General features: G+C 68.0%; 17 protein-coding genes. All 17 read right to left on the reverse strand.

What is annotated here, in order from left to right; genetic code table 11:
• Positions 1 to 23: 23 nt before the first annotated feature.
• On the reverse strand, positions 24 to 1,115 hold the full coding sequence (locus AC5RVG_RS03115) for an OmpA/MotB family protein (RefSeq protein ID WP_494012689.1): 1,092 nt from the start codon (positions 1,113 to 1,115) through the stop codon (positions 24 to 26).
• Entirely contained in the window at positions 1,112 to 1,933 is an 822-nt protein-coding gene (locus tag AC5RVG_RS03120) for a motility protein A (protein WP_494000442.1), read from the reverse strand. Before AC5RVG_RS03120 ends, AC5RVG_RS03115 begins: the two co-directional genes overlap by 4 nt.
• Positions 1,934 to 2,251: a flagellar FlbD family protein gene (locus tag AC5RVG_RS03125; protein ID WP_494012690.1), complete on the reverse strand. Its 318-nt coding sequence runs from the start codon at positions 2,249 to 2,251 to the stop codon at positions 1,934 to 1,936.
• Positions 2,252 to 2,516: 265 nt separating this feature from the next.
• Complete coding sequence (locus tag AC5RVG_RS03130; protein ID WP_494012691.1) at positions 2,517 to 4,385, reverse strand: HNH endonuclease signature motif containing protein; 1,869 nt, start codon at positions 4,383 to 4,385, stop codon at positions 2,517 to 2,519.
• 1,211 nt (positions 4,386 to 5,596) lie between these two features.
• Positions 5,597 to 5,854, reverse strand: coding sequence for an RHS repeat-associated core domain-containing protein (locus AC5RVG_RS03135; protein ID WP_494012692.1), 258 nt, complete (start codon positions 5,852 to 5,854; stop codon positions 5,597 to 5,599).
• Between the two features lie 539 nt (positions 5,855 to 6,393).
• The gene (locus tag AC5RVG_RS03140) at positions 6,394 to 7,560 is read right to left on the reverse strand and encodes a flagellar hook protein FlgE (protein WP_494012693.1); all 1,167 of its coding nucleotides are present in this window, start codon (positions 7,558 to 7,560) and stop codon (positions 6,394 to 6,396) included.
• Between the two features lie 90 nt (positions 7,561 to 7,650).
• A complete protein-coding gene (locus tag AC5RVG_RS03145; protein WP_494012694.1) occupies positions 7,651 to 8,232 on the reverse strand; it encodes a flagellar hook assembly protein FlgD in 582 nt (193 codons plus the stop codon).
• Positions 8,233 to 8,245: 13 nt separating this feature from the next.
• Positions 8,246 to 9,133 carry a flagellar hook-length control protein FliK gene (locus tag AC5RVG_RS03150; protein ID WP_494012695.1) on the reverse strand — a complete coding sequence of 296 codons (888 nt, stop codon included), beginning with the start codon at positions 9,131 to 9,133 and terminating at the stop codon, positions 8,246 to 8,248.
• Positions 9,134 to 9,906: 773 nt separating this feature from the next.
• Complete coding sequence (locus AC5RVG_RS03155) at positions 9,907 to 10,797, reverse strand: C40 family peptidase (protein ID WP_494012696.1); 891 nt, start codon at positions 10,795 to 10,797, stop codon at positions 9,907 to 9,909.
• 2 nt (positions 10,798 to 10,799) lie between these two features.
• Positions 10,800 to 11,222: a flagellar FliJ family protein gene (locus AC5RVG_RS03160; RefSeq protein WP_494012697.1), complete on the reverse strand. Its 423-nt coding sequence runs from the start codon at positions 11,220 to 11,222 to the stop codon at positions 10,800 to 10,802.
• A gap of 2 nt (positions 11,223 to 11,224) precedes the next feature.
• The gene (locus AC5RVG_RS03165) at positions 11,225 to 12,553 is read right to left on the reverse strand and encodes a FliI/YscN family ATPase (RefSeq protein ID WP_494012698.1); all 1,329 of its coding nucleotides are present in this window, start codon (positions 12,551 to 12,553) and stop codon (positions 11,225 to 11,227) included.
• Positions 12,550 to 13,206 (reverse strand): FliH/SctL family protein, encoded by a 657-nt coding sequence (locus tag AC5RVG_RS03170; RefSeq protein ID WP_494012699.1) that lies wholly within the window; start codon positions 13,204 to 13,206, stop codon positions 12,550 to 12,552. The genes AC5RVG_RS03165 and AC5RVG_RS03170 overlap by 4 nt, the downstream gene beginning before the upstream one ends.
• Positions 13,196 to 14,215: a flagellar motor switch protein FliG gene (gene fliG / locus AC5RVG_RS03175; RefSeq protein WP_494012700.1), complete on the reverse strand. Its 1,020-nt coding sequence runs from the start codon at positions 14,213 to 14,215 to the stop codon at positions 13,196 to 13,198. Before fliG ends, AC5RVG_RS03170 begins: the two co-directional genes overlap by 11 nt.
• Positions 14,212 to 15,846 (reverse strand): flagellar basal-body MS-ring/collar protein FliF, encoded by a 1,635-nt coding sequence (gene fliF / locus AC5RVG_RS03180; RefSeq protein ID WP_494012701.1) that lies wholly within the window; start codon positions 15,844 to 15,846, stop codon positions 14,212 to 14,214. Before fliF ends, fliG begins: the two co-directional genes overlap by 4 nt.
• Positions 15,846 to 16,151, reverse strand: coding sequence for a flagellar hook-basal body complex protein FliE (fliE, locus tag AC5RVG_RS03185; protein WP_494000457.1), 306 nt, complete (start codon positions 16,149 to 16,151; stop codon positions 15,846 to 15,848). Before fliE ends, fliF begins: the two co-directional genes overlap by 1 nt.
• Entirely contained in the window at positions 16,151 to 16,543 is a 393-nt protein-coding gene (locus tag AC5RVG_RS03190; protein WP_493979188.1) for a flagellar basal body rod protein FlgC, read from the reverse strand. Before AC5RVG_RS03190 ends, fliE begins: the two co-directional genes overlap by 1 nt.
• Positions 16,543 to 16,884 (reverse strand): flagellar basal body rod protein FlgB, encoded by a 342-nt coding sequence (locus tag AC5RVG_RS03195; RefSeq protein WP_494000458.1) that lies wholly within the window; start codon positions 16,882 to 16,884, stop codon positions 16,543 to 16,545. The genes AC5RVG_RS03190 and AC5RVG_RS03195 overlap by 1 nt, the downstream gene beginning before the upstream one ends.
• Between the last annotated feature and the right edge of the window lie 19 nt (positions 16,885 to 16,903).

Below are 16,903 nucleotides of genomic sequence, written 5' to 3' on the forward strand. Positions count from 1 at the left end.
CGGCCTATGCCAGAGGCGGGCGCTCAGTGGTCGGAGGATGCCCCGCCGGGCGCCGGCGCGTAGGTGGCGTCCGGCCCCGGGCCGCCGCTTCGGCCACTACCGGTGACCACGTCGCGCCCGGAGCTTTTACCCGGTTCGCCTGCTACGCGCTCGGCAGGTTTGTCCTCAGGGGCTTCGGTTTCAGCCGACTCGGCCTCCGCCTTTTCCGCAGATTCAGCTTCAGCGGCCTTCTTGGCCAATTCCGCACGTTCCGCGGCGGCCTCTTTAGCGGCACCGGCAGGATCCTTCATGACTTCGGGAATCAGGTTGCGGATGGCCTCCGGCTGGCCCGAGAGCACCACAATGTCCACGCGGCGGTTCATGGCGAGATCTGCATCACTCCCGCTGCGGGTCAGCGGCCTGGATTCGCCGAACCCGACCGCGGAGATGCGGTTCGAAACCACGCCGCTGTCTTCCACCAGATGGCGCAGCACGTTCACGGCACGCTCCGAGGAGAGCTCCCAGTCCAGTGCGTTCGGGTCCAGGTGGCGCACCTGGGCCGTGTGCCCTTCCACCTTCAGCTCGTAGCCGACAGGCTTCAGCACCGGACCCACCACGTTCAGGATCTTGATGGTCTGCCGGGTGAGCACCGGCGAGTCGGGCTCGAAGAACGTCTCGCTGCCGATCAGGCGAACGGTCAGGCCGCGCTCGTCAAGCTGAAAGCGGACAGCCTTTTCAAGGCCTTCTTCCTGCAGCCCCTTGGTGATCTTTGCCTGGATGTTGCGCAGGTCGTTGACTTCCTTGATGGCCACGTCGAGATCGGTTTTCAGTTCACCCTCCGTGTCCTCTTCGGCGTCGCCACTGGTAAACCCCTGGCCCTCCTCGTCAATGAGTTCAGACGGGACCACTACCCCTTCGGCCGTGTCGACCGCTTGGGTGCGTTCCACGCCGAAACCGGTGGCCAAGGAGTTGGCCAGCTTCTCGAACTTCGCCGCATCCACCGTGGACATGGCGAAGAGCACGATGAACATACACATCAGCACGGTGACCATGTCCATGTAGGAGGCCATCCACCGCTCGTCCGGGTGCTCGTCCTCTTCCGCGCCGAGAGGCCGGCGCGGGCGCCGCGACTTCATGCTGCCTTGACCGCAGGCTTGTCGTCGGACTTCCCGGATTTGCCTTCCTTGGCCGGCTTCCCCGCGCCCATCTCATGCTCCGGAACCATGGCGCGCAGGCGTTCGCCCAACAGCCGAGGCTGGCTGCCGGCTTGGACGGCAAGCATGCCTTCCATCAGCAGGGTCATGCGCTCGGTTTCCAGGTCGGCCAAGCGCCTCAGCTTGCCGCCGATCGGCAGCCAGATGAAGTTGGCGGAGAGCAACCCCCACAGCGTGGCAACGAACGCCGTCGCAATCATCGGTCCGAGGGTGTCCGGTGTGGAAAGGTTTTCCAGCACGTGCGTCAGCGATACGACGGTGCCGATGATGCCGATGGTCGGGGCGTAGCCGCCCATGCCCATGAAAAACTTGGAGGATTGGCGATCGGCGCGCGCCTTCGTGCTGATCTCGTCTTCGAGAAGGATCCGCAGTTCCTCGCCGTCGGTGCCGTCGGCGATGTTCTGCAGCGCCCGCTGCATGAACGGGTCCTTCTCCTCGGTCGCCTCTGCGTCCAGTGCCAGCAGCCCCTCGCTGCGCGCCTTTTCGGCCAGCTCGACGACTCGGTCAATGACCGTCTGGGGCTTCGCCACCTTGCCGGTGAAAGCCCGGGGCAACGCTTTGAAGGCGTGCAGGCCGTCCCTGAGGGTGGTGCTGGCCAAGCCCACGGCGATAGTTGCACCGAAGACCAGGATCATGGGAGCCGGGATGAGGAGCGCCGAGACGTGGGCGCCCTCGAGGGTGATCATGGCATAGAGCGAGCCGAAGGCCAGCAGGAGGCCAATAAGTGTTGCGGGATCCATTTACGTATTCCTAGGGCGCAGCGGCACAGTGTTGCCGGGGTCCGCGGAGTCGTCTCCGGGGGCCGGGGCGGCTGGTGGCACGAGGCCGAGCTGGGGGTGACCGTGCTGGTGGACTGAAGGCGGCAACTCACGGGCCAGGTGCAGCACGTAGGCGCGGTAGCTGGCGATCATCTCGATGACCTGGCTCATCGTCTCGATGACGATGTACTTGGCGCCGTCAACCATCACCAAAGTGGTGTCCGGGTTGGAATGGACGCGCTCAATCAGGTCAGGGTTGACCGCAAACTGGCTGTCATTCAGCCGCGTTACTACGATCATTGGCCCCGTCCCAGGTCTCTCGAGGGCTCCGGTGAGCCGCTACCTACTACCTTCGGCCGCGCGCGCCCCGCGGTTAGCTGCCCAGCCCACTTGTCGCGCGCGTCACGCGGAGAGTGGCTGGAGTTGGTCCTGATTCCGGGTCTTGCCGCAGCAAGACATTCACTCAGCGACCCTAAAGAAGGCCCCAGCTGCTGTCTGGGTGGTGATTCATCCCGTAGCTCCCGTAGCAAGACTGGACAGCGGGCATCGCGGGAGGCCTGCCTCATCATCCAGTGGCTTGGAGTGGTTGGGGTGGGATGTGGGTGTGCCAGTAGGTGTTGCGCAGCGGTTTGCGGCGGGGGTTGATGTAGTCCGGCGGGGTGAACCAGGGGATGCCGTCGACGACGTTGATCTCCCAGTTCCCTTGCTCGATCAGGTCGTGGTGGAGCAAGCACAGGCACACCCCGTTGTTGACGTCGGTGCGGCCGCCGGCCCACCACGGGATGATGTGGTGCGCCTCCGTCCAGAACGCGGGCATGCTGCACCCCGGGAAGGCGCAGCCCTTGTCCCGGGCGACCAGTGCCCGGCGGATGGCGCGGTTGAAGAACCGTTGGGACCGGCCCAAGTCCAGGACCTCGCCTTCTGAACCGAGGACGGCCGGGATGATCTCGGCGTCGCAGGCCATCCGGCGGACCGTGGTGGCCGAGACCGGGCCGGTGAAGACCGCGCTGCCGCCGCCGGAGAGCAGCCCGGCCAGCTGGTCATATCCCGTGGTAACGATCACTTGGGTGCGGTGCCCGCCCGAGTCCGGGAGCCTTCCGGTGTTCAGCGCGATCCGGCACGCCCCGACCAGGCCCGCGAGCAGCTTCTGCGCCCGGGTGGCGTCATCCATCGCCTCCACCACGGTCGGATCCACACCGGCGGAACTATCGCTGCTGGCTTCGGCCCCGGAGGACAGATCGCCCCTCGCGCCGGTTAGGTAGCCGCGGTCACCCTCAGCGGCACCGGCTCCGCCCCTGCCTGCCTCCGCGGCACCGGCGCTGGGACCGGTGCCGGGACCGGTGCCGGGAACATCGTGGTTACCGCCGCTGCTGGCCGTGCCGGCGACCGTGGTTCCGTCACTTTCGGTGTGGGACTCCCCAGAACCGGCCGGACCCGCCTTTGCGGTGTTGGCGTTGCCGGTTGCGTCTGCTTCGCCTGTGTCTGTAGGGGTGCTGCCGGTGGCGGTGGTTTCGATGGCGTCGGGGCGGATCCTTGGGTTCGCGGCGCTGTTCATCACGGTGGCGAGGGCTTCGTACTGGGCGTCGGTGGTGTTGATGACGAACTGGTGCAGCCCGCGGCGCCGGCCGCGGTAGAACATGCCCTGCCGGGCCCGCAGTTCCTCCTCGGACGGTTCGGCACCGTCCTGGTCGACGGCGGTTTCCCACGTTCTGGCCACCATCACCAGGGTGTCCGCGTCGGCGTCCGCGGCCTGTCGGACCAGCGACGCTTCCATCGCCTGCAACGCCTCCGGGCTACCGGCGTGGCGGGCCCGGTCCAGGGAATCAACCACCAAGGCCGCGACCTGGCCGCTGACCTCACCGCCGGCCATGGCCTCGGCCAAAACCGGCAACGCCGGCGCACCCGGCTCCCCGTCCAACCGCACCGGCGCGGCGATCGCCTTGCCCACCCGCAGCCGGCGCCGCGCCTCCACAATCCCGATCCCCAACCGGGAGCGCAGATACTCCGCCGTGTTCGCGAACTCCGTCTTGCGGCCGCGCCGCACCCGCTTGGACCCGGACCCCTCCGGGGCCGCTGCGTCCACGCTCCCGGTGCTGATCGCCGCCACCGGGTCCGCCCACTCCCCCGCCCCCGCGGTGACCGACGCGACGGCACCCGCCTCCGCCCCGGCCCCGGCGCTTGCTCCGAGTCCTGCCGTCGCATGTTCCCCGGTGGCGGCGATGTCCGCCCGCTCCACCGCGTGGGCGCCGACCGCCTGCAGGAACTCCACGAGCTTCGAAACACCCTCGACCGCCGCCACCGTATTGACCAGGTCCCGGGTACGCAGGGACCCCGACTCCGCGGGAAAACGGTCGGCAACATCCTGCAGCAGCACACACGCCTGAGCCAGAGATGCTTCCATCTCCCCGGTGCGTTCCAACGGTGCAAGAGCCATACCACAATTTTATTCGTACACAGATTCGATAGCCATCAAAAGGCGCCAATGTGTAGGAGTAGTGGCACGCCACTCAAGCAACTGGTGCACGAGCTTTGATTTCGCGGCAAAGAAAAAGCGGCCGCCTGCGAACGGTGCAGGCGGCCGCTGCAGCTGCCCGCGAACCGTCGGGCAGCTGCACTTCGGTGGTAATCATTTCGCAGCTCCGGGAAGGCGGACCGCAACCGGAGGGTCATCCCCTGTGACCGTCGGAATGCTCACGTGTGAACGTTTCCGGGACCGGGCGCGCCTTTCGGCAGCGCGGCGGAATCCGACAAGGGCGGTACGTAATCTTAGGGGTGACGATGAGGAAATGGTCTGCAATCTCTCTACCATCCTGTAGGCAGTGCCCCTCTAGATCGCAGGCCTGATCCGATAAAAAGAAGCTTGGATCCATCTCCGCTCAGCCGGAGTAGGGGTCACGCTCATCCCACTCCCGTTCCAGCCGCGGCCGCACCCGGAGCCGCACGTTACTGCCTCGACCGGCGCTCCAGAAGGAGTGCAGTCACCCCCCGCCGCAACCGCTGCGACGATCGTGGCGATTAAAAGAAGGGGCAGCAGATCCGAAGGCACGGTCAGTGCCAGGGCCGTCATCGTCAGGACGAAGGCGGCCGTTGCCAGAAGAACCACACATCGCAAGCATCAGTACGAGGGCGGGAGTGATAACGGCAACTCTTAGTTTCATCACGAGTCCTCATAAGTTGTGTAACCCAATGCCCACACACACCCAGCCCTCCGACGGCTCCCACTACAGATGCGAGGGTTCCCAGACGGCCATGTTCGAAACCAGGGCCGGTTCGCGTTCGGCGCCCAATTCAAGGTTCTCCACGATGCTTGCGTTCGCTGTCGAATAAGAACATAGCCAAAAACATGAGGCCAAGTATGGTTACGAGGATGAGTGTCCAATTCGACTCAGTAATCATGAAGTAGATGCCAGCAACCAGCATCAGGACTAGCGGTATGCCCATCATGAGAGTAAGGAATCGCCCTCTTTCACGGTAAGTCCAGACCTGCCCTCTTTTCGGGAACATTGTCACTCCAATCTAACGAAGGGCGTTACCTATCCGCGCCAAGTCTCCGAGGAAAGCAAGATAGTTCAGACCATTTCTATGCTCATGGCGTCTGCTGGGTTGTCCGTTACTAAATTCTGCAAAAAATACCTGTAGTAACGCTCAGCGCGCAACTGGCTCCGAGGAATGACGGTCCCCCATCCCCCGCTCAGAGTGCCCAATCCGAGGGCAATGGAAGCGGCGACCCCGCTCGAGGGGAGTGTCGAGGGTGTCCTGCTGGGCGAAACGTCCAGTGTCAGGGTTGTAGTAGCGGACACCGAACCTGACCCAGCCGGTGGCGCGGGCATGAATGGCTTGCTTGAAGAGGTAGGGGTTTGGGCAACGGCGATGGATGTCTGAAGCGTCACCTTCGTTGAACATTCATTACGTATCCCCAAACTGCAGTCGCGAGCAATACAACAGCGCATAGAAGGATAGCCGCTCTAGGAACGGCTTGACTCGAATCCAAAACGAGCGCGGCGTATAGCGCCGCCAACAGTGCAAAGATCGCCATGGAAATATATACAGCGATGTGCTGCCTCTTACGCATGCCCTGCCTCGATTCGCTTGGGCTGACTGCACTTTAACAAGGGTCCGCAGCTCCGATGCTCGGTGCCCGCGGAGACCACGGCCCAACCACTAGCGGAGCCGCAGCAGCCCCCACTACAGTCCGTCCACGGTGAGCACCGGCGAGAGGACGGGCGGGATGTCCAGCGAGGGCACGCCGAGCTCCTGCTCGACGACGATCGGATCCCGCCCGCCGCCGTATTAGATGCGTGTCCTCGACATGAACCTGCCCCCCCGGTATTGGGACGAGTGTAATGCAGGTCACACAAATAGGAGATAGCCCCGGTCCGAACCTATCGAACCGGGGCTATTTTCCTGTGTCTGTTAGGAGACAGGGTAAAAGTTCCGAAATTTTAGCGCTTCAGGTTGGTCAGTTCCTGCAGCACTTCGTCGGAGGTGGTGATGATGCGGGCGTTGGCCTGGAAGCCGCGCTGCGCGACGATCAGGTTGGTGAACTCCTGCGACAGGTCCACGTTCGACATCTCCAGCGAGCCACCGGCCAGCGTGCCAAGGCCGCCCGTTCCGGCGGTACCCAGCTCGACCTGGCCAGAGTTGGCAGTTGCACGGTACGACGACGAGCCTGCCTTTTCAAGGCCTCCCGGGTTGGTGAAGTTGGCCATGGCGACCTGTGCAACGATGGCCTGCCCGCCATTGCTGAACGAACCCATCAGAGTGCCGTCGGGCGACATAGTGAAGGATTCGAGCGAACCGGCTGCGTGGCCGTCCTGGCTGTCGAAGGCCACCGTACTGAGTCCGGCGTACCCGGTCAGGGCGGATAGGTTGACGGGAATGTTGCCTGCCAATGCGGCAGCGGACGCAGCCGTCGGCTTGCCATTCGCACCGAAGGCAAGGGTCGCGGTGGCAGTCCCGTCAGTCACAGTCCAAGAAGAACCGGACTCTTTGGTGAACTTCAACTGCAGGGTACCCTTCGTCCCGTCCTGGGAAAAGACCTCAATGTCGCGGAACAGTTCCGCGCCGTCGGCAGCTTCGGAGGGCAAGTTGCCAGCCATCACCGCTGATGTCGTCGCCTTAGCCGGCGAGATTGCCGACGGGGACAGATCGATAGCGGTGACCGGGCCACCCGTGGTCACCGCTCCGCCGTTGGCCATCCAGCCCTGCAGGATTGCCCCGTCCGGGGAGACGAGGCGCCCCATGGAATCGAGTTCGAAGGCGCCGGCGCGGGTGTAAAGCTGCTCGCCGCCCTTGGTCGTGACGAAGAAGCCGTCGCCGGAGATCATCATGTCGGTGGCCTTGCCCGTGGCCTGCGAGGAGCCCTGGGTGAAGTTGGTGGAGATGCCGGCCACCTGCACGCCGAGGCCCACCTGAGCGGGGTTGGTGCCGCCGGCTTGGGCCTGCGGGCCGCCAGCGCCCTGCGTCATCTGGGACAGGGTGTCCTGGAACTGCACCGAGGAGGCCTTGAAGCCGGTGGTGTTGACGTTGGCGATGTTGTTGCCGGTGACATCAAGCATGGTCTGGTGGGAGCGAAGTCCGGAGATTCCGGAGTAGAGGGAGCGGAGCATGATCAGCGCCTTTCGGATCGTGGAACGGACGGGTAATTCAGTGATTGGGAAAATTTGGTGGCGGCATAAGCCGGCTTAGGGGGCAGCATCTCAGGCGGCGGCACCCCCGGTGGTACCGGCGTCGCTGGCCGCGCCGTTGGCGCCCGGCGCATCGGTGCCGCTGGCACCCGAGGCAGCACCGGCGTCGTTGGCACCCAAGCCGGAGGCGCCGGCGTCGTTGGTGGCTTCACCCGAACCCGACTCCCCCGGGGCGCCGGCCGCGGTGATCCCGGCGACCAGATCCAGCGGGATTTCCCGGCCGTCCACGATCACCTGCGGGACCGGCCCGGCATAGGACACCGAAGTGGCGGTTCCCGTGACGAGCGAACCGTCCGCGCCGTAGTAGCTGACCTCGCGGCCCACCAGCGCCGCGGCTACGCCACGCATCTGCAGGGAGAAGTTCTCCTCGCTGGTGGTGGTCATGGTCGCGATGCTTTCCATCATGGCCAGCTGCGTGGACTGGGAGATCATCTGGTTGGTGTCCATCGGCGAGCTGGGGTCCTGGTTCTGCAGCTGGGTGACCAGCAGGTGCATGAACATCTCGCCGTCCATGGACTGCTTCGGTGCGCGCACGGGCGGGGCGGTATACGTCGGGGCGACTGTGCCAACGGGCGCGACTGAGTCGGTGGGCATGGTTCTCCTTGTCTCAGGCCAGCACGTCGAGGCTGGTCGATATCCCGTAGGGACGTCTCAGGGCGGATGGGTCGGTGGTGTCCGGGGCCGCGTCTGCGGTGGTTCCGGTGGCCGCGCCGGGGCGGCCTTCCTGCCCCTGGGGGCCGCCGGAGGGCCGGCCGTCGGGGCCGAACTGCATGCCGGGGCGCGCATCGTTCGGGCGGTTCTGGTTGGACAGGTCAAGGTTGGCGTTCAGGCCGGTGGCCGCAAGATCGCGCTTCAGGTCGGCCATGACGACGCGCAAGGCGTCCCGGCCGGCGTCGTTCGGGGCGAAGAGCTCCACGCGGACGCCCTCGCCCGTCACGTGGGCGCGGACGGTGACCGGGCCCAGGTTGTCAGGGGTGACGCTGATGGTCATCACGTGCTCGCCGGGCTTGGCCTGCGAGAGCGTAAAGAGCGGGCGGGCCACCTGCGCGGCGAACGGCAGCTGCTGGTGCGGCGGGACGGGAGCGGGCGCCGTGGCGGGGGCGGCAGCCGTCGGCTGGGACACCGGGACCGGCTGTCCGGCGACCGGCACCTGGAGGCCCGGCTGCAGCTGTTCGCTCTCGCCGCGCCCCGCTGCGGCGGCGGCTGTGGCGGTCGCTGCGGCCACACCAGTCGCGGCCCCGCCGGCAGGAGCGCCCGGTACGGATTGTCCGGGAAGCACGACGCCGGTGGTCGGCTGCGTGGGAATGGTCGCCTGGGCTGCGGGCTGGGTGGGAACCACCAGCCCCACCGGGCCGGCCGGCTGGTTCTGCGCAGCGTCGCCTGTCCCGGCCACCGGCACCACGCCGGTTCCGGCCGCGGGGGTTGTCGCGGCGGCTGTCGCTGCTCCAGCGCCCGGCCCGGGTGCACCGGTGTCTGTTGCGGCAGCACGTGCCAAGGTGGCAGCCGGACTTCCTGCGCGTTCCCCGGCGACGCTCCCGCCGTCAACAGGGCCAGCGGCGGACGCAGTACCAGCCTGGGTTGCGGCTGCTGCGGAGTCGGAAGCTGCCGGGCCAACCAAGCTGGCCCCAGCGGATGCTCCGGCGCCTGCCGTGCCGTCGACAAAGGAGGGCCAGCCGCCAGTACCGAAAAATGCACCGGTTGCACCTGACATCCCGAAGCCACCGCGGCCATCGGAAGCGCCCTCACCGGCGTCCTGCTGGCTTCCGGCGGCAGCATCGGCCGTCACCGGGGACTGAGCCGCGTCGGCACCCACTTCGCCGATCGGCGTACCCACGCTGGTCGGATCGCCGGCGGTGAGGCCTTGCCCGGCCAGGAGCGGCCAAGGTGCCTTAGCGCCGCCGTGACCGGCGACTGCGGCCGCCGGATCAGTGGCTGCAGCGTCGCGGGAAGGAGCAGTAGCGGGACCGGTGGCGGACTCGGCCGTGCCGTTGCCTGGTTGCGATGCTGCACCGCGACAGGTTTCACCCCGGGCAGTTTCAGCCGCCCCGGTTGACTCGGCGGCACCCGCGGCACCGGCGGCAGCCTCGGCACCGCCCCCGGCGGAGGCACCGCCGTCGTGCTTGGAACGCTTGGCGGAAGCAGCGGAACCGTGCCTCAGCGCATCCTGCATGGCGGCGTCGAAGCCGGGAGAAGAGGAGCGCGCGGCAGCCGGCCCGCCGGAACGGGCGGAGGACGCAGGGGCGACGGGCAGGGAGTTCACGGGCAGGCTCATGCGGTTCGTCCCCTCGCCATGGCCGCCTGCGCGGAGGCCAGCAGGTCGGTCAGCTGTCCGGCGGCGCCGGAGCCCTGGCCGCCGTTGATCGAGGCCAGTCCAGTGTTTCCGGTCTGGCCGGAGAGCATGGCGGTGATCGCGCCGGCCGTGCCGTTCTGCCCGGTGAGCATGGAGCTCAGCCCAGTGGACGTAGAGAGCTGGGCTGCGCCGATCAGTTCGGTCAGCGCGCTCTGCTGGTCCGCGCGCAACCCGGCGGCGCCGGCAGCCACCCCGGAACCGGCGCCCGCGGCCTGGACCGAGGACTCCTCGGGCAGGATGCGGCGGATGGTGGTGAGGTTGGAGTCGTTCTCCCAGGCGTCCCGGACCTTAATCGTGTCGCCGGGTTGCGGGGCGTCGATGGCCTTGCCGTTGCCCAGGTAGATGGACACGTGGCCGCCGTCGAAACTGAAGAGCAGGTCGCCGGGCTTGGCGTCGGCCATGGAAGCCACCGGCGTGCCTTCCTTCATCTGGTCCCAGGTGACGCGCGGCAGGTCGATGCCGACGTCGCGGAAGGCGTGCTGCACGAAGGACGAGCAGTCGAGGCCGACGGACGCGTCGTTGCCGCCCCAGACGTAGGGCAGGCCCACGTACTTCTCCGTGGCCTTGATCAGCTCGGCGGCGGTCCCGGTCGCGGCGCCGGTTCCGTTCGCGGCGCCGATCCCGGAAGCGGCGCCGGCGGCGGGGGCCTGGGCTGCCGCCGTCAGCGCGTCGGCGAACGCGCTTGCCGTGGCGCCGCCGGTGCTGCCGGCCGCGGTGGCCCTGGCCGCGGCTTCCGCGGCGGCGGCGGGCTGGGCGAGCTGGGTCAGCGTGGACTGGATCTGCTGGATCCGCCCGAGGGTGTCGGTCATGCTCATCGTCCGTCGCCGCCCCGGGCGCCGGTGGACAGCTCGTCCAGCACCAGCTGTTCGCGCCGCAGCTCCTCGAACGCCTCGGCCGCGAGGTGCCGGGTCTCGAGCTTCTCCAGGCCCACGGACTGCTTGCGCACGGCGAGGAACTCCTGCTGGGCCTGCTGCGCCTCGTTCTGCCGGGCCCGGTCCAGGTTCTCCAGGTCGGCCAGCATGCTGCGCGAGGCGGAGCGGGCCGCGGCCACCGCGTGCAGCGTGGCCGCATCGGAGACTTCGCTGATGATCTCGCCCAACTCGCCGCGGGCAGCGACCACCCGGGCGCCGGATTCGCGGGCGCGATGGTTCGCGGCGGCGAGGTTGCCGGCGGCCTGGTCCTGCTGAAGCTGGCGCAGCCGCAGCAGCCCGGCCAGGGGGAAGGATCGTGTCATCTCTACATACCTCCAAGGGTGCGGGCCAGGCGGTGCAGCTGCTCCCACGACTGCGCGGCCGGCGTCTGGTCATCCATCCGCTGCTGCAGGAACAGGTTGATGTCGTCTTCATGCTGGACGGCCGCGTCCACCAGCGGGTTGGAACCGGGCTGGTAGGCGCCCACGTCCAGCAGGTCCTGCGCGGCCGTGCGGGCCGCCAGCACCTTGCGCAGTGCGCCCGCGGCGCGGGAGTTCTCCGGGCTGTTGACCTTGGACGCCACGCGGGAGATCGAGCCGAGCGGGTCCACGGATGGGTAGTGCCCGGAGACGGCGAGCTTGCGGTCCAGCACCACGTGCCCGTCCAGGATGGAGCGGGCCGAGTCGGCGATCGGTTCGTTGTGGTCGTCGCCGTCCACCAGTACGGTGTACATCCCCGTCACGGAACCTGTTTCGGCGGTTCCGGCGCGTTCCAGCAGCCGGGCCAGCAGGGAGAAGGTCGACGGCGGATACCCGCGGGTGGCCGGTGGCTCGCCGACGGAGAGGCCGATCTCGCGCTGGGCCATGGCCACGCGGGTCAGCGAGTCCATCATCAGCATCACGTCCGCCCCGCGGTCGCGGAACGATTCGGCAATCCGGGTGGCGGTGAAGGCGGCGCGCAGCCGCATCAAGGCCGGCTCGTCGGAGGTGGAGACCACCACGATGGACCGGGCCAGGCCGGCCTCGCCGAGGTCGTCTTCGAGGAACTCGCGGACTTCACGCCCGCGCTCCCCGACCAGCGCGATCACGGAGACCTCGGCGTCGGTGCCGCGGGCGATCATGGACAGCAGCGAGGACTTGCCCACGCCGGAGCCGGCGAACAGGCCCATGCGCTGGCCCTTGCCCACGGTGGTGAGCGTGTCCAGCACGCGCACGCCCAGCTGCAGCGGCGTCTCGATCCGTGCGCGGTGCATGGCGGACGGGGTGTCGTTGTCCAGCGGGACCAGCGAGTCGAAGACCAGCGGCCCCTTGCCGTCGATCGGCCGCCCCATCCCGTCCAACACCCGGCCGAACAGCCCGTTGCCGGTGGGCACCAGCACCGGCGCCCCCTTGGCCTTGGCCGGGGTGCCGGTATTGATCCCGGTGAGCCGGCCCAGCGGCATGCAGCGGATGCTGTCCCGGCCGGTCGCCACGACCTCTGCCTCCACGCCCAGTCCGTCGCCGATGAGCACCAGGTCGCCGATGGCGCAATCAAGGCCAATAATTTCGACGCCGAGGCCCACCACCGAGGAAACCATCCCGTAGCGCGGGGGCCGGGCTGCCGCCAGCGCGCCGGCGAACCGGTCGGCGCGGGGGCGCCAGGCGACGGCGGTCACTGCCGGGCCTCCAGCAGCGCGGCCTTGGCGCGGGCCAGCGCGGCGCCGATCCGCGCGTCCAGGAACCCGTCGGCGAATTCGGTGACGGCGTCCCCGGGCGCGAGCGACGAATCGGGGCTGAAGCTCACGCCGGCCTGCTGCCGCGTCTCCGGCGCCAGCATGGTCAGGTCCGTCGGATTCATCCGCACGGTGTGCACGCGCGAGGCATCAACCCCGGCCAGCGCCCGGGTGAGGGCCGAACGGGCGGAGGCCGCGCCGTCGGACAGTTCATGGCCCAGGATGGCTTCGGCCAGTTCCATGGCCGCGGCGGCCAGGGTGTCCTGCGCGGCGGCAAGTACCGGCGCGGTCCGCTCCTCCAGCGCACGCGTGGCCGCGCCGAGCGCTGCCACTGCGTGCTGCAGGCGGGCACGCGCGTCCGCCATCGCGTCGGCGTGGTCCTGCTCCATCGCGAGCTGGCGTTCGCGCATCAGCTCGGCGCCTTCGCGCATGCCGGCGGTGTAGCCGGCGGAGTGGCCGCGGACCCTGGCCTGTTCGAGCGCCTTGTCCTGCGAGTCGTCATTGCGCAGTTCGGTGTAGCGCAGCTTGGCGAAGGCCCCGGACCCGGTGTTCAGCTCGGGGAAACTCATCCTGGAGAACGCGGCGTCAGTAGACATATTCGTCCTCCTCCGCCCCGCGCTGGACGGTGATGATGCCGCTGGCCTCGAGCTCGCGGATCGAGCGGACGATGTCCGCGCGGGCCTCCTCGATCTGCGACATGCGCAGCGGGCCGGTGGCCTTGATCTCGTCGTCGAGGATGTCGCGGTTGCGCTCGGAGACGTTCTTGCGGATCAGCTCGGTGACCGGTTCGCTCGCGCCCTTCATAGCCACCGCGAGCACCGCGATCTCGATGCCGCGCAGCACCTGCTGCACGTCGCGCGGTTCCAGCTTGGTGATGTCTTCGAAGGTGAGCATCCGGGAGCGGACTTCCTCCGCCAGCTCCGGATCGCGTTCCTCCAGGGCTTCCAGGAGCGCGCGTTCGGTGGCGACGTCGGCGCGGTTGATGATGTCCACCAGCGGCCCGACGCCGCCCACTACCTCCACCTGCTGGCGGGGCACGACGGCGCCGGCCCGCACCTTGAGCGTGTCCGCCACGATCGACACTGCTTCGGGGGTGGCGGTGCCCATGGTGGCGATGCACTGGGCTACCTCCGGCCGCACCGAATCCTCCAGCCCGGCGATCACCGTGGACGCCAGCTCCGGGCGCACGTGCGCGAGCACCAGCGCGATGGTCTGCGGGATCTCGCCGTTCAGCAGCGTGATCAGCTGGGTGGGGTCGGCGTCATCCAGGAACTCGAAGGGTTTCCCGGCCATGGAGGTGGCCAGCCGGTCGAGCACGCCGGCGGCCTTCTCCGCACCGAAGGAGGCGGCCAGCAGGCCGGCGGCAAACTCCCTGCCGCCGCGGGGCCGGCGCCGGCCCTTGACCGTCATGTCGTGGAATTCCTTGAACGCCTCCTCGGCGGTCTCGGGATCCACGCGGCCCATGCTCACGAGCTCGGCCGTGATCAGCTCCGCCTCGGCCTCGCTGAAGCGCTTCATGACCTCGGCGGCCCGGGCCTGTTCCATCTGCATCAGCACCACCGCCACCTTCTGGGTGCCGGTCAACGTGGTCAGTAACTCGCTCATGCGTTCTGCTTGTCATCCATCAGGGAGCGCAGGAAGTCGGCGGTCTTGTCCGGTTCCTGGGCAGCCAGGGCGTCGATTTCCGCCCGCTTGCGGTTCATTTCCTTCTGCTCGTCGGACAGCTCCGGCGGGCCGGCGAGCTCCAGTGCCGTGGTGTTCGGGCCGGTGACCACGGGGATCGGTTCCGGGACGATGATGGGTTTCGCGGGGAGCTGCAGGTCCTGCGGCGCCTCGATCTCGGGCTGGAAATCCTGCAGTTCGCCCAGGTCCACCGGCTCGCGGTTTTGCCGCCGCGACCATCGGGCGTAGACCAGCAGGGCGATGATCACCAGCAGGATGATGCCGGCGGTGATGATGGCGGTGCGGATCAGTTCGGCCTGGCGCGCGGCTTCCTCGGCGGCCTGCGCGGCGGCGAGCGCCTCGGCGGCCTCCTGCGCGCCGGCGGTGTTGAACGGCACGAGTTCGACCGTGACCTCGTCCCCGCGGTCGGCGTTGATGCCGGCGGCGGTGGTCACCAGGTCCTCGATGTTGGCCACGTTCAGGGCCCCGGCGGCGTCGGCGTCCAGGGCCACGGACACGGTCTGGCGGTTGATCGCCCCGGCCGGGATGGCGCGGGTCTCGGTCACCTTGTTCAGGGCGTTGTTCTTGGTCTCCGACTCGGAGGTGAAGGTCCCGTCGCCGCCGGTGTTGCCCGGTACGGCGATGTTGTCCGGGCCCAGCACGCCGGCCGCTCCCCCGCCGGTCCCCTCGTACTCTTCGGTCTGCGCGGACTCGTTCAGGGCCGGCGCGCCGTCCGGCGTCGTGAAGGTCTCTTCCACACGCTCGGCGGACTCGTAGTTCATGTCCGCGGCAACCACCACGGAGGAATTGCCGGGCCCGACCACGCGGTCCAGCATGCTCTGCACCGAGGCGCGCACGCGCTCCTCGTAGTCGGAGGCCTGCTTGTCCGCGGAGCCGGTGGCGCCCACACCCACCGCGGAGAGCACGGTGCCGGCGGCGTCGATGACGGCGACGTTTTCCGGCTTCATGCCGTCGATCGAGGCGGAGGTCAGGTGAACGATGGCCTGGACGTGGTCGGCGGACAGGGTGGTCTTTTCGGTGTCCACAAACACGGAGGCGGTGGCCTCGCCCTTCTCGGAGACGAAGACCGTCTCCTCTGGGATGGCCAGCCGTACGGAGGCGGTCTTGACGCCGTCGAGTGCCTCGATGGTGGAGGCCAACTCGCCTTCCAATGCCCGCTTGTAGGTGACCGACTGCTGGAACTCGGAGGACGTCACGCCCATGTCGTCCAGCAGCGAGTAGCCGCCGGTGGACGAGCTCGGCAGGCCGGCCGCGGCGGCCTTGAGCCGCTGGTCGTAGACCTTGTCCTCCGGCACCAGGATGGTCCCGCCGCCGTTGGTCAACTCGTACGGCACCCCGTCGGTGCGCAGCTGCTCCACGATGGTGTTCGCGTCGGCCGCGGCCAGCCCGGAAAACAGCGGTGTGTAGGAGGGCTTGGACGCCCACGTCGTCAGGGCGGCAATGCCGAGCACGACGACGGCGATGCCGATGATCGCGATGGTGCGCTGGGCGACGGTGAACTCGCTGACGGTTTTGCCCAGCCGGGAGAACCAGGAGGAGACCTTGCCGGGCATCAGGCCTGCATCCTCATGATCTCGTTGAAGGCGTCAACGCCCTTGTTCCGGACGGCTGCCACGAGTTCCAGCGTCACGGCGGCGCGGGTGGAGGCCAGGGTCGCGTTGTGGATGTCGTTCAGGTCGCCGGTAACGGCCTGGATGGCCAGTTCATTGGACGTGGACTGCAGTTGCTGCAGGTTGTCGATGGCACCGGTCAGGGAGGTGGCAAAGCCGACGCCGTTGGTGGCCTGCGGAGCCTCGGCGGCCGGCAGGTAACCGGTGCCGGTCACGCCCTGAATCGGCGGAATGGAAGAGAGCGGCATCAGTTGCGTCCAATCTGGAGGGCGGCCTCGTAGGTCGTCTTCGCCCGGTCCACCACGGCCGCGTTGGCCTGGTAGCCGCGCTGGGCCAGGATCAGGTTGCCCATCTGCTGGGACAGGTCGATGTCCGGGTAGCGGACGTAGCCGTCCTCGTCCGCCAGCGGGTGGTCGGGCTCGTGGACCATGCGGCCCTCGGCCTCCCCGAATTCGGCCCCGGCCACGTAGACACCGGAAACGCCCTGGCCTTCCTGGGCGATCACGTAGCGCGCCTGGAAGGCCGCGCCGTCGGTGCTGGTGGCGTTGTTCGCGTTGGCGAGGTTGTCGGAGACGGCGTCCAGCCACTTGCGGTGGACGGTCAGGCCGGTCCCGGCGATTCCAATGGCGTCGAAAGTCATCAGTTGGTCCTCATCGCCGTGCGGACGCCGCTGAAAGGACTCTCGGCGGCACGGGCTGCAAACTGGTAGCGCAGCACTGTTTCAATGTTGGAGAGCGTCTCGGTGTCCAGGTTGACGTTGCTGCCGTCGAGCCGGGTGGGCTCCAGCGAGCGTTCCATCGTGGCACTGGCGCTGCCGTTCCCGTGGGCCACCGATTTCGCGAGTGCATCCTCGAACTGGACGCGCTGCGCATGGTAGCCGGGGGTGTTCACGTTCGCGATGTTGTTGGCGATGGCGCGCTGGCGCATGGCGAGGCCGTCCAGGGCGCTCTGCATGGCAGCCCCCGTCACAGATTCGAACACAGCAAAGACCCGTCTTACT

This window comes from Arthrobacter senegalensis (assembly GCF_059091765.1).

What these genes read in the sequence shown, in the direction of transcription:
- AC5RVG_RS03130 (WP_494012691.1), bottom strand. Translation starts at nt 4,385, where the DNA reads ATGGCTCTTGCACCGTTGGAACGCACCGGGGAGATGGAAGCATCTCTG.
- AC5RVG_RS03190 (WP_493979188.1), bottom strand. Translation starts at nt 16,543, where the DNA reads ATGACTTTCGACGCCATTGGAATCGCCGGGACCGGCCTGACCGTCCAC.
- fliE (WP_494000457.1), bottom strand. Translation starts at nt 16,151, where the DNA reads ATGCCGCTCTCTTCCATTCCGCCGATTCAGGGCGTGACCGGCACCGGT.
- AC5RVG_RS03125 (WP_494012690.1), bottom strand. Translation starts at nt 2,251, where the DNA reads ATGATCGTAGTAACGCGGCTGAATGACAGCCAGTTTGCGGTCAACCCT.
- AC5RVG_RS03115 (WP_494012689.1), bottom strand. Translation starts at nt 1,115, where the DNA reads ATGAAGTCGCGGCGCCCGCGCCGGCCTCTCGGCGCGGAAGAGGACGAG.
- AC5RVG_RS03120 (WP_494000442.1), bottom strand. Translation starts at nt 1,933, where the DNA reads ATGGATCCCGCAACACTTATTGGCCTCCTGCTGGCCTTCGGCTCGCTC.
- AC5RVG_RS03140 (WP_494012693.1), bottom strand. Translation starts at nt 7,560, where the DNA reads ATGCTCCGCTCCCTCTACTCCGGAATCTCCGGACTTCGCTCCCACCAG.
- AC5RVG_RS03155 (WP_494012696.1), bottom strand. Translation starts at nt 10,797, where the DNA reads ATGACCGACACCCTCGGGCGGATCCAGCAGATCCAGTCCACGCTGACC.
- AC5RVG_RS03135 (WP_494012692.1), bottom strand. Translation starts at nt 5,854, where the DNA reads ATGTTCAACGAAGGTGACGCTTCAGACATCCATCGCCGTTGCCCAAAC.
- AC5RVG_RS03160 (WP_494012697.1), bottom strand. Translation starts at nt 11,222, where the DNA reads ATGACACGATCCTTCCCCCTGGCCGGGCTGCTGCGGCTGCGCCAGCTT.
- AC5RVG_RS03145 (WP_494012694.1), bottom strand. Translation starts at nt 8,232, where the DNA reads ATGCCCACCGACTCAGTCGCGCCCGTTGGCACAGTCGCCCCGACGTAT.
- fliG (WP_494012700.1), bottom strand. Translation starts at nt 14,215, where the DNA reads ATGAGCGAGTTACTGACCACGTTGACCGGCACCCAGAAGGTGGCGGTG.
- fliF (WP_494012701.1), bottom strand. Translation starts at nt 15,846, where the DNA reads ATGCCCGGCAAGGTCTCCTCCTGGTTCTCCCGGCTGGGCAAAACCGTC.
- AC5RVG_RS03170 (WP_494012699.1), bottom strand. Translation starts at nt 13,206, where the DNA reads ATGTCTACTGACGCCGCGTTCTCCAGGATGAGTTTCCCCGAGCTGAAC.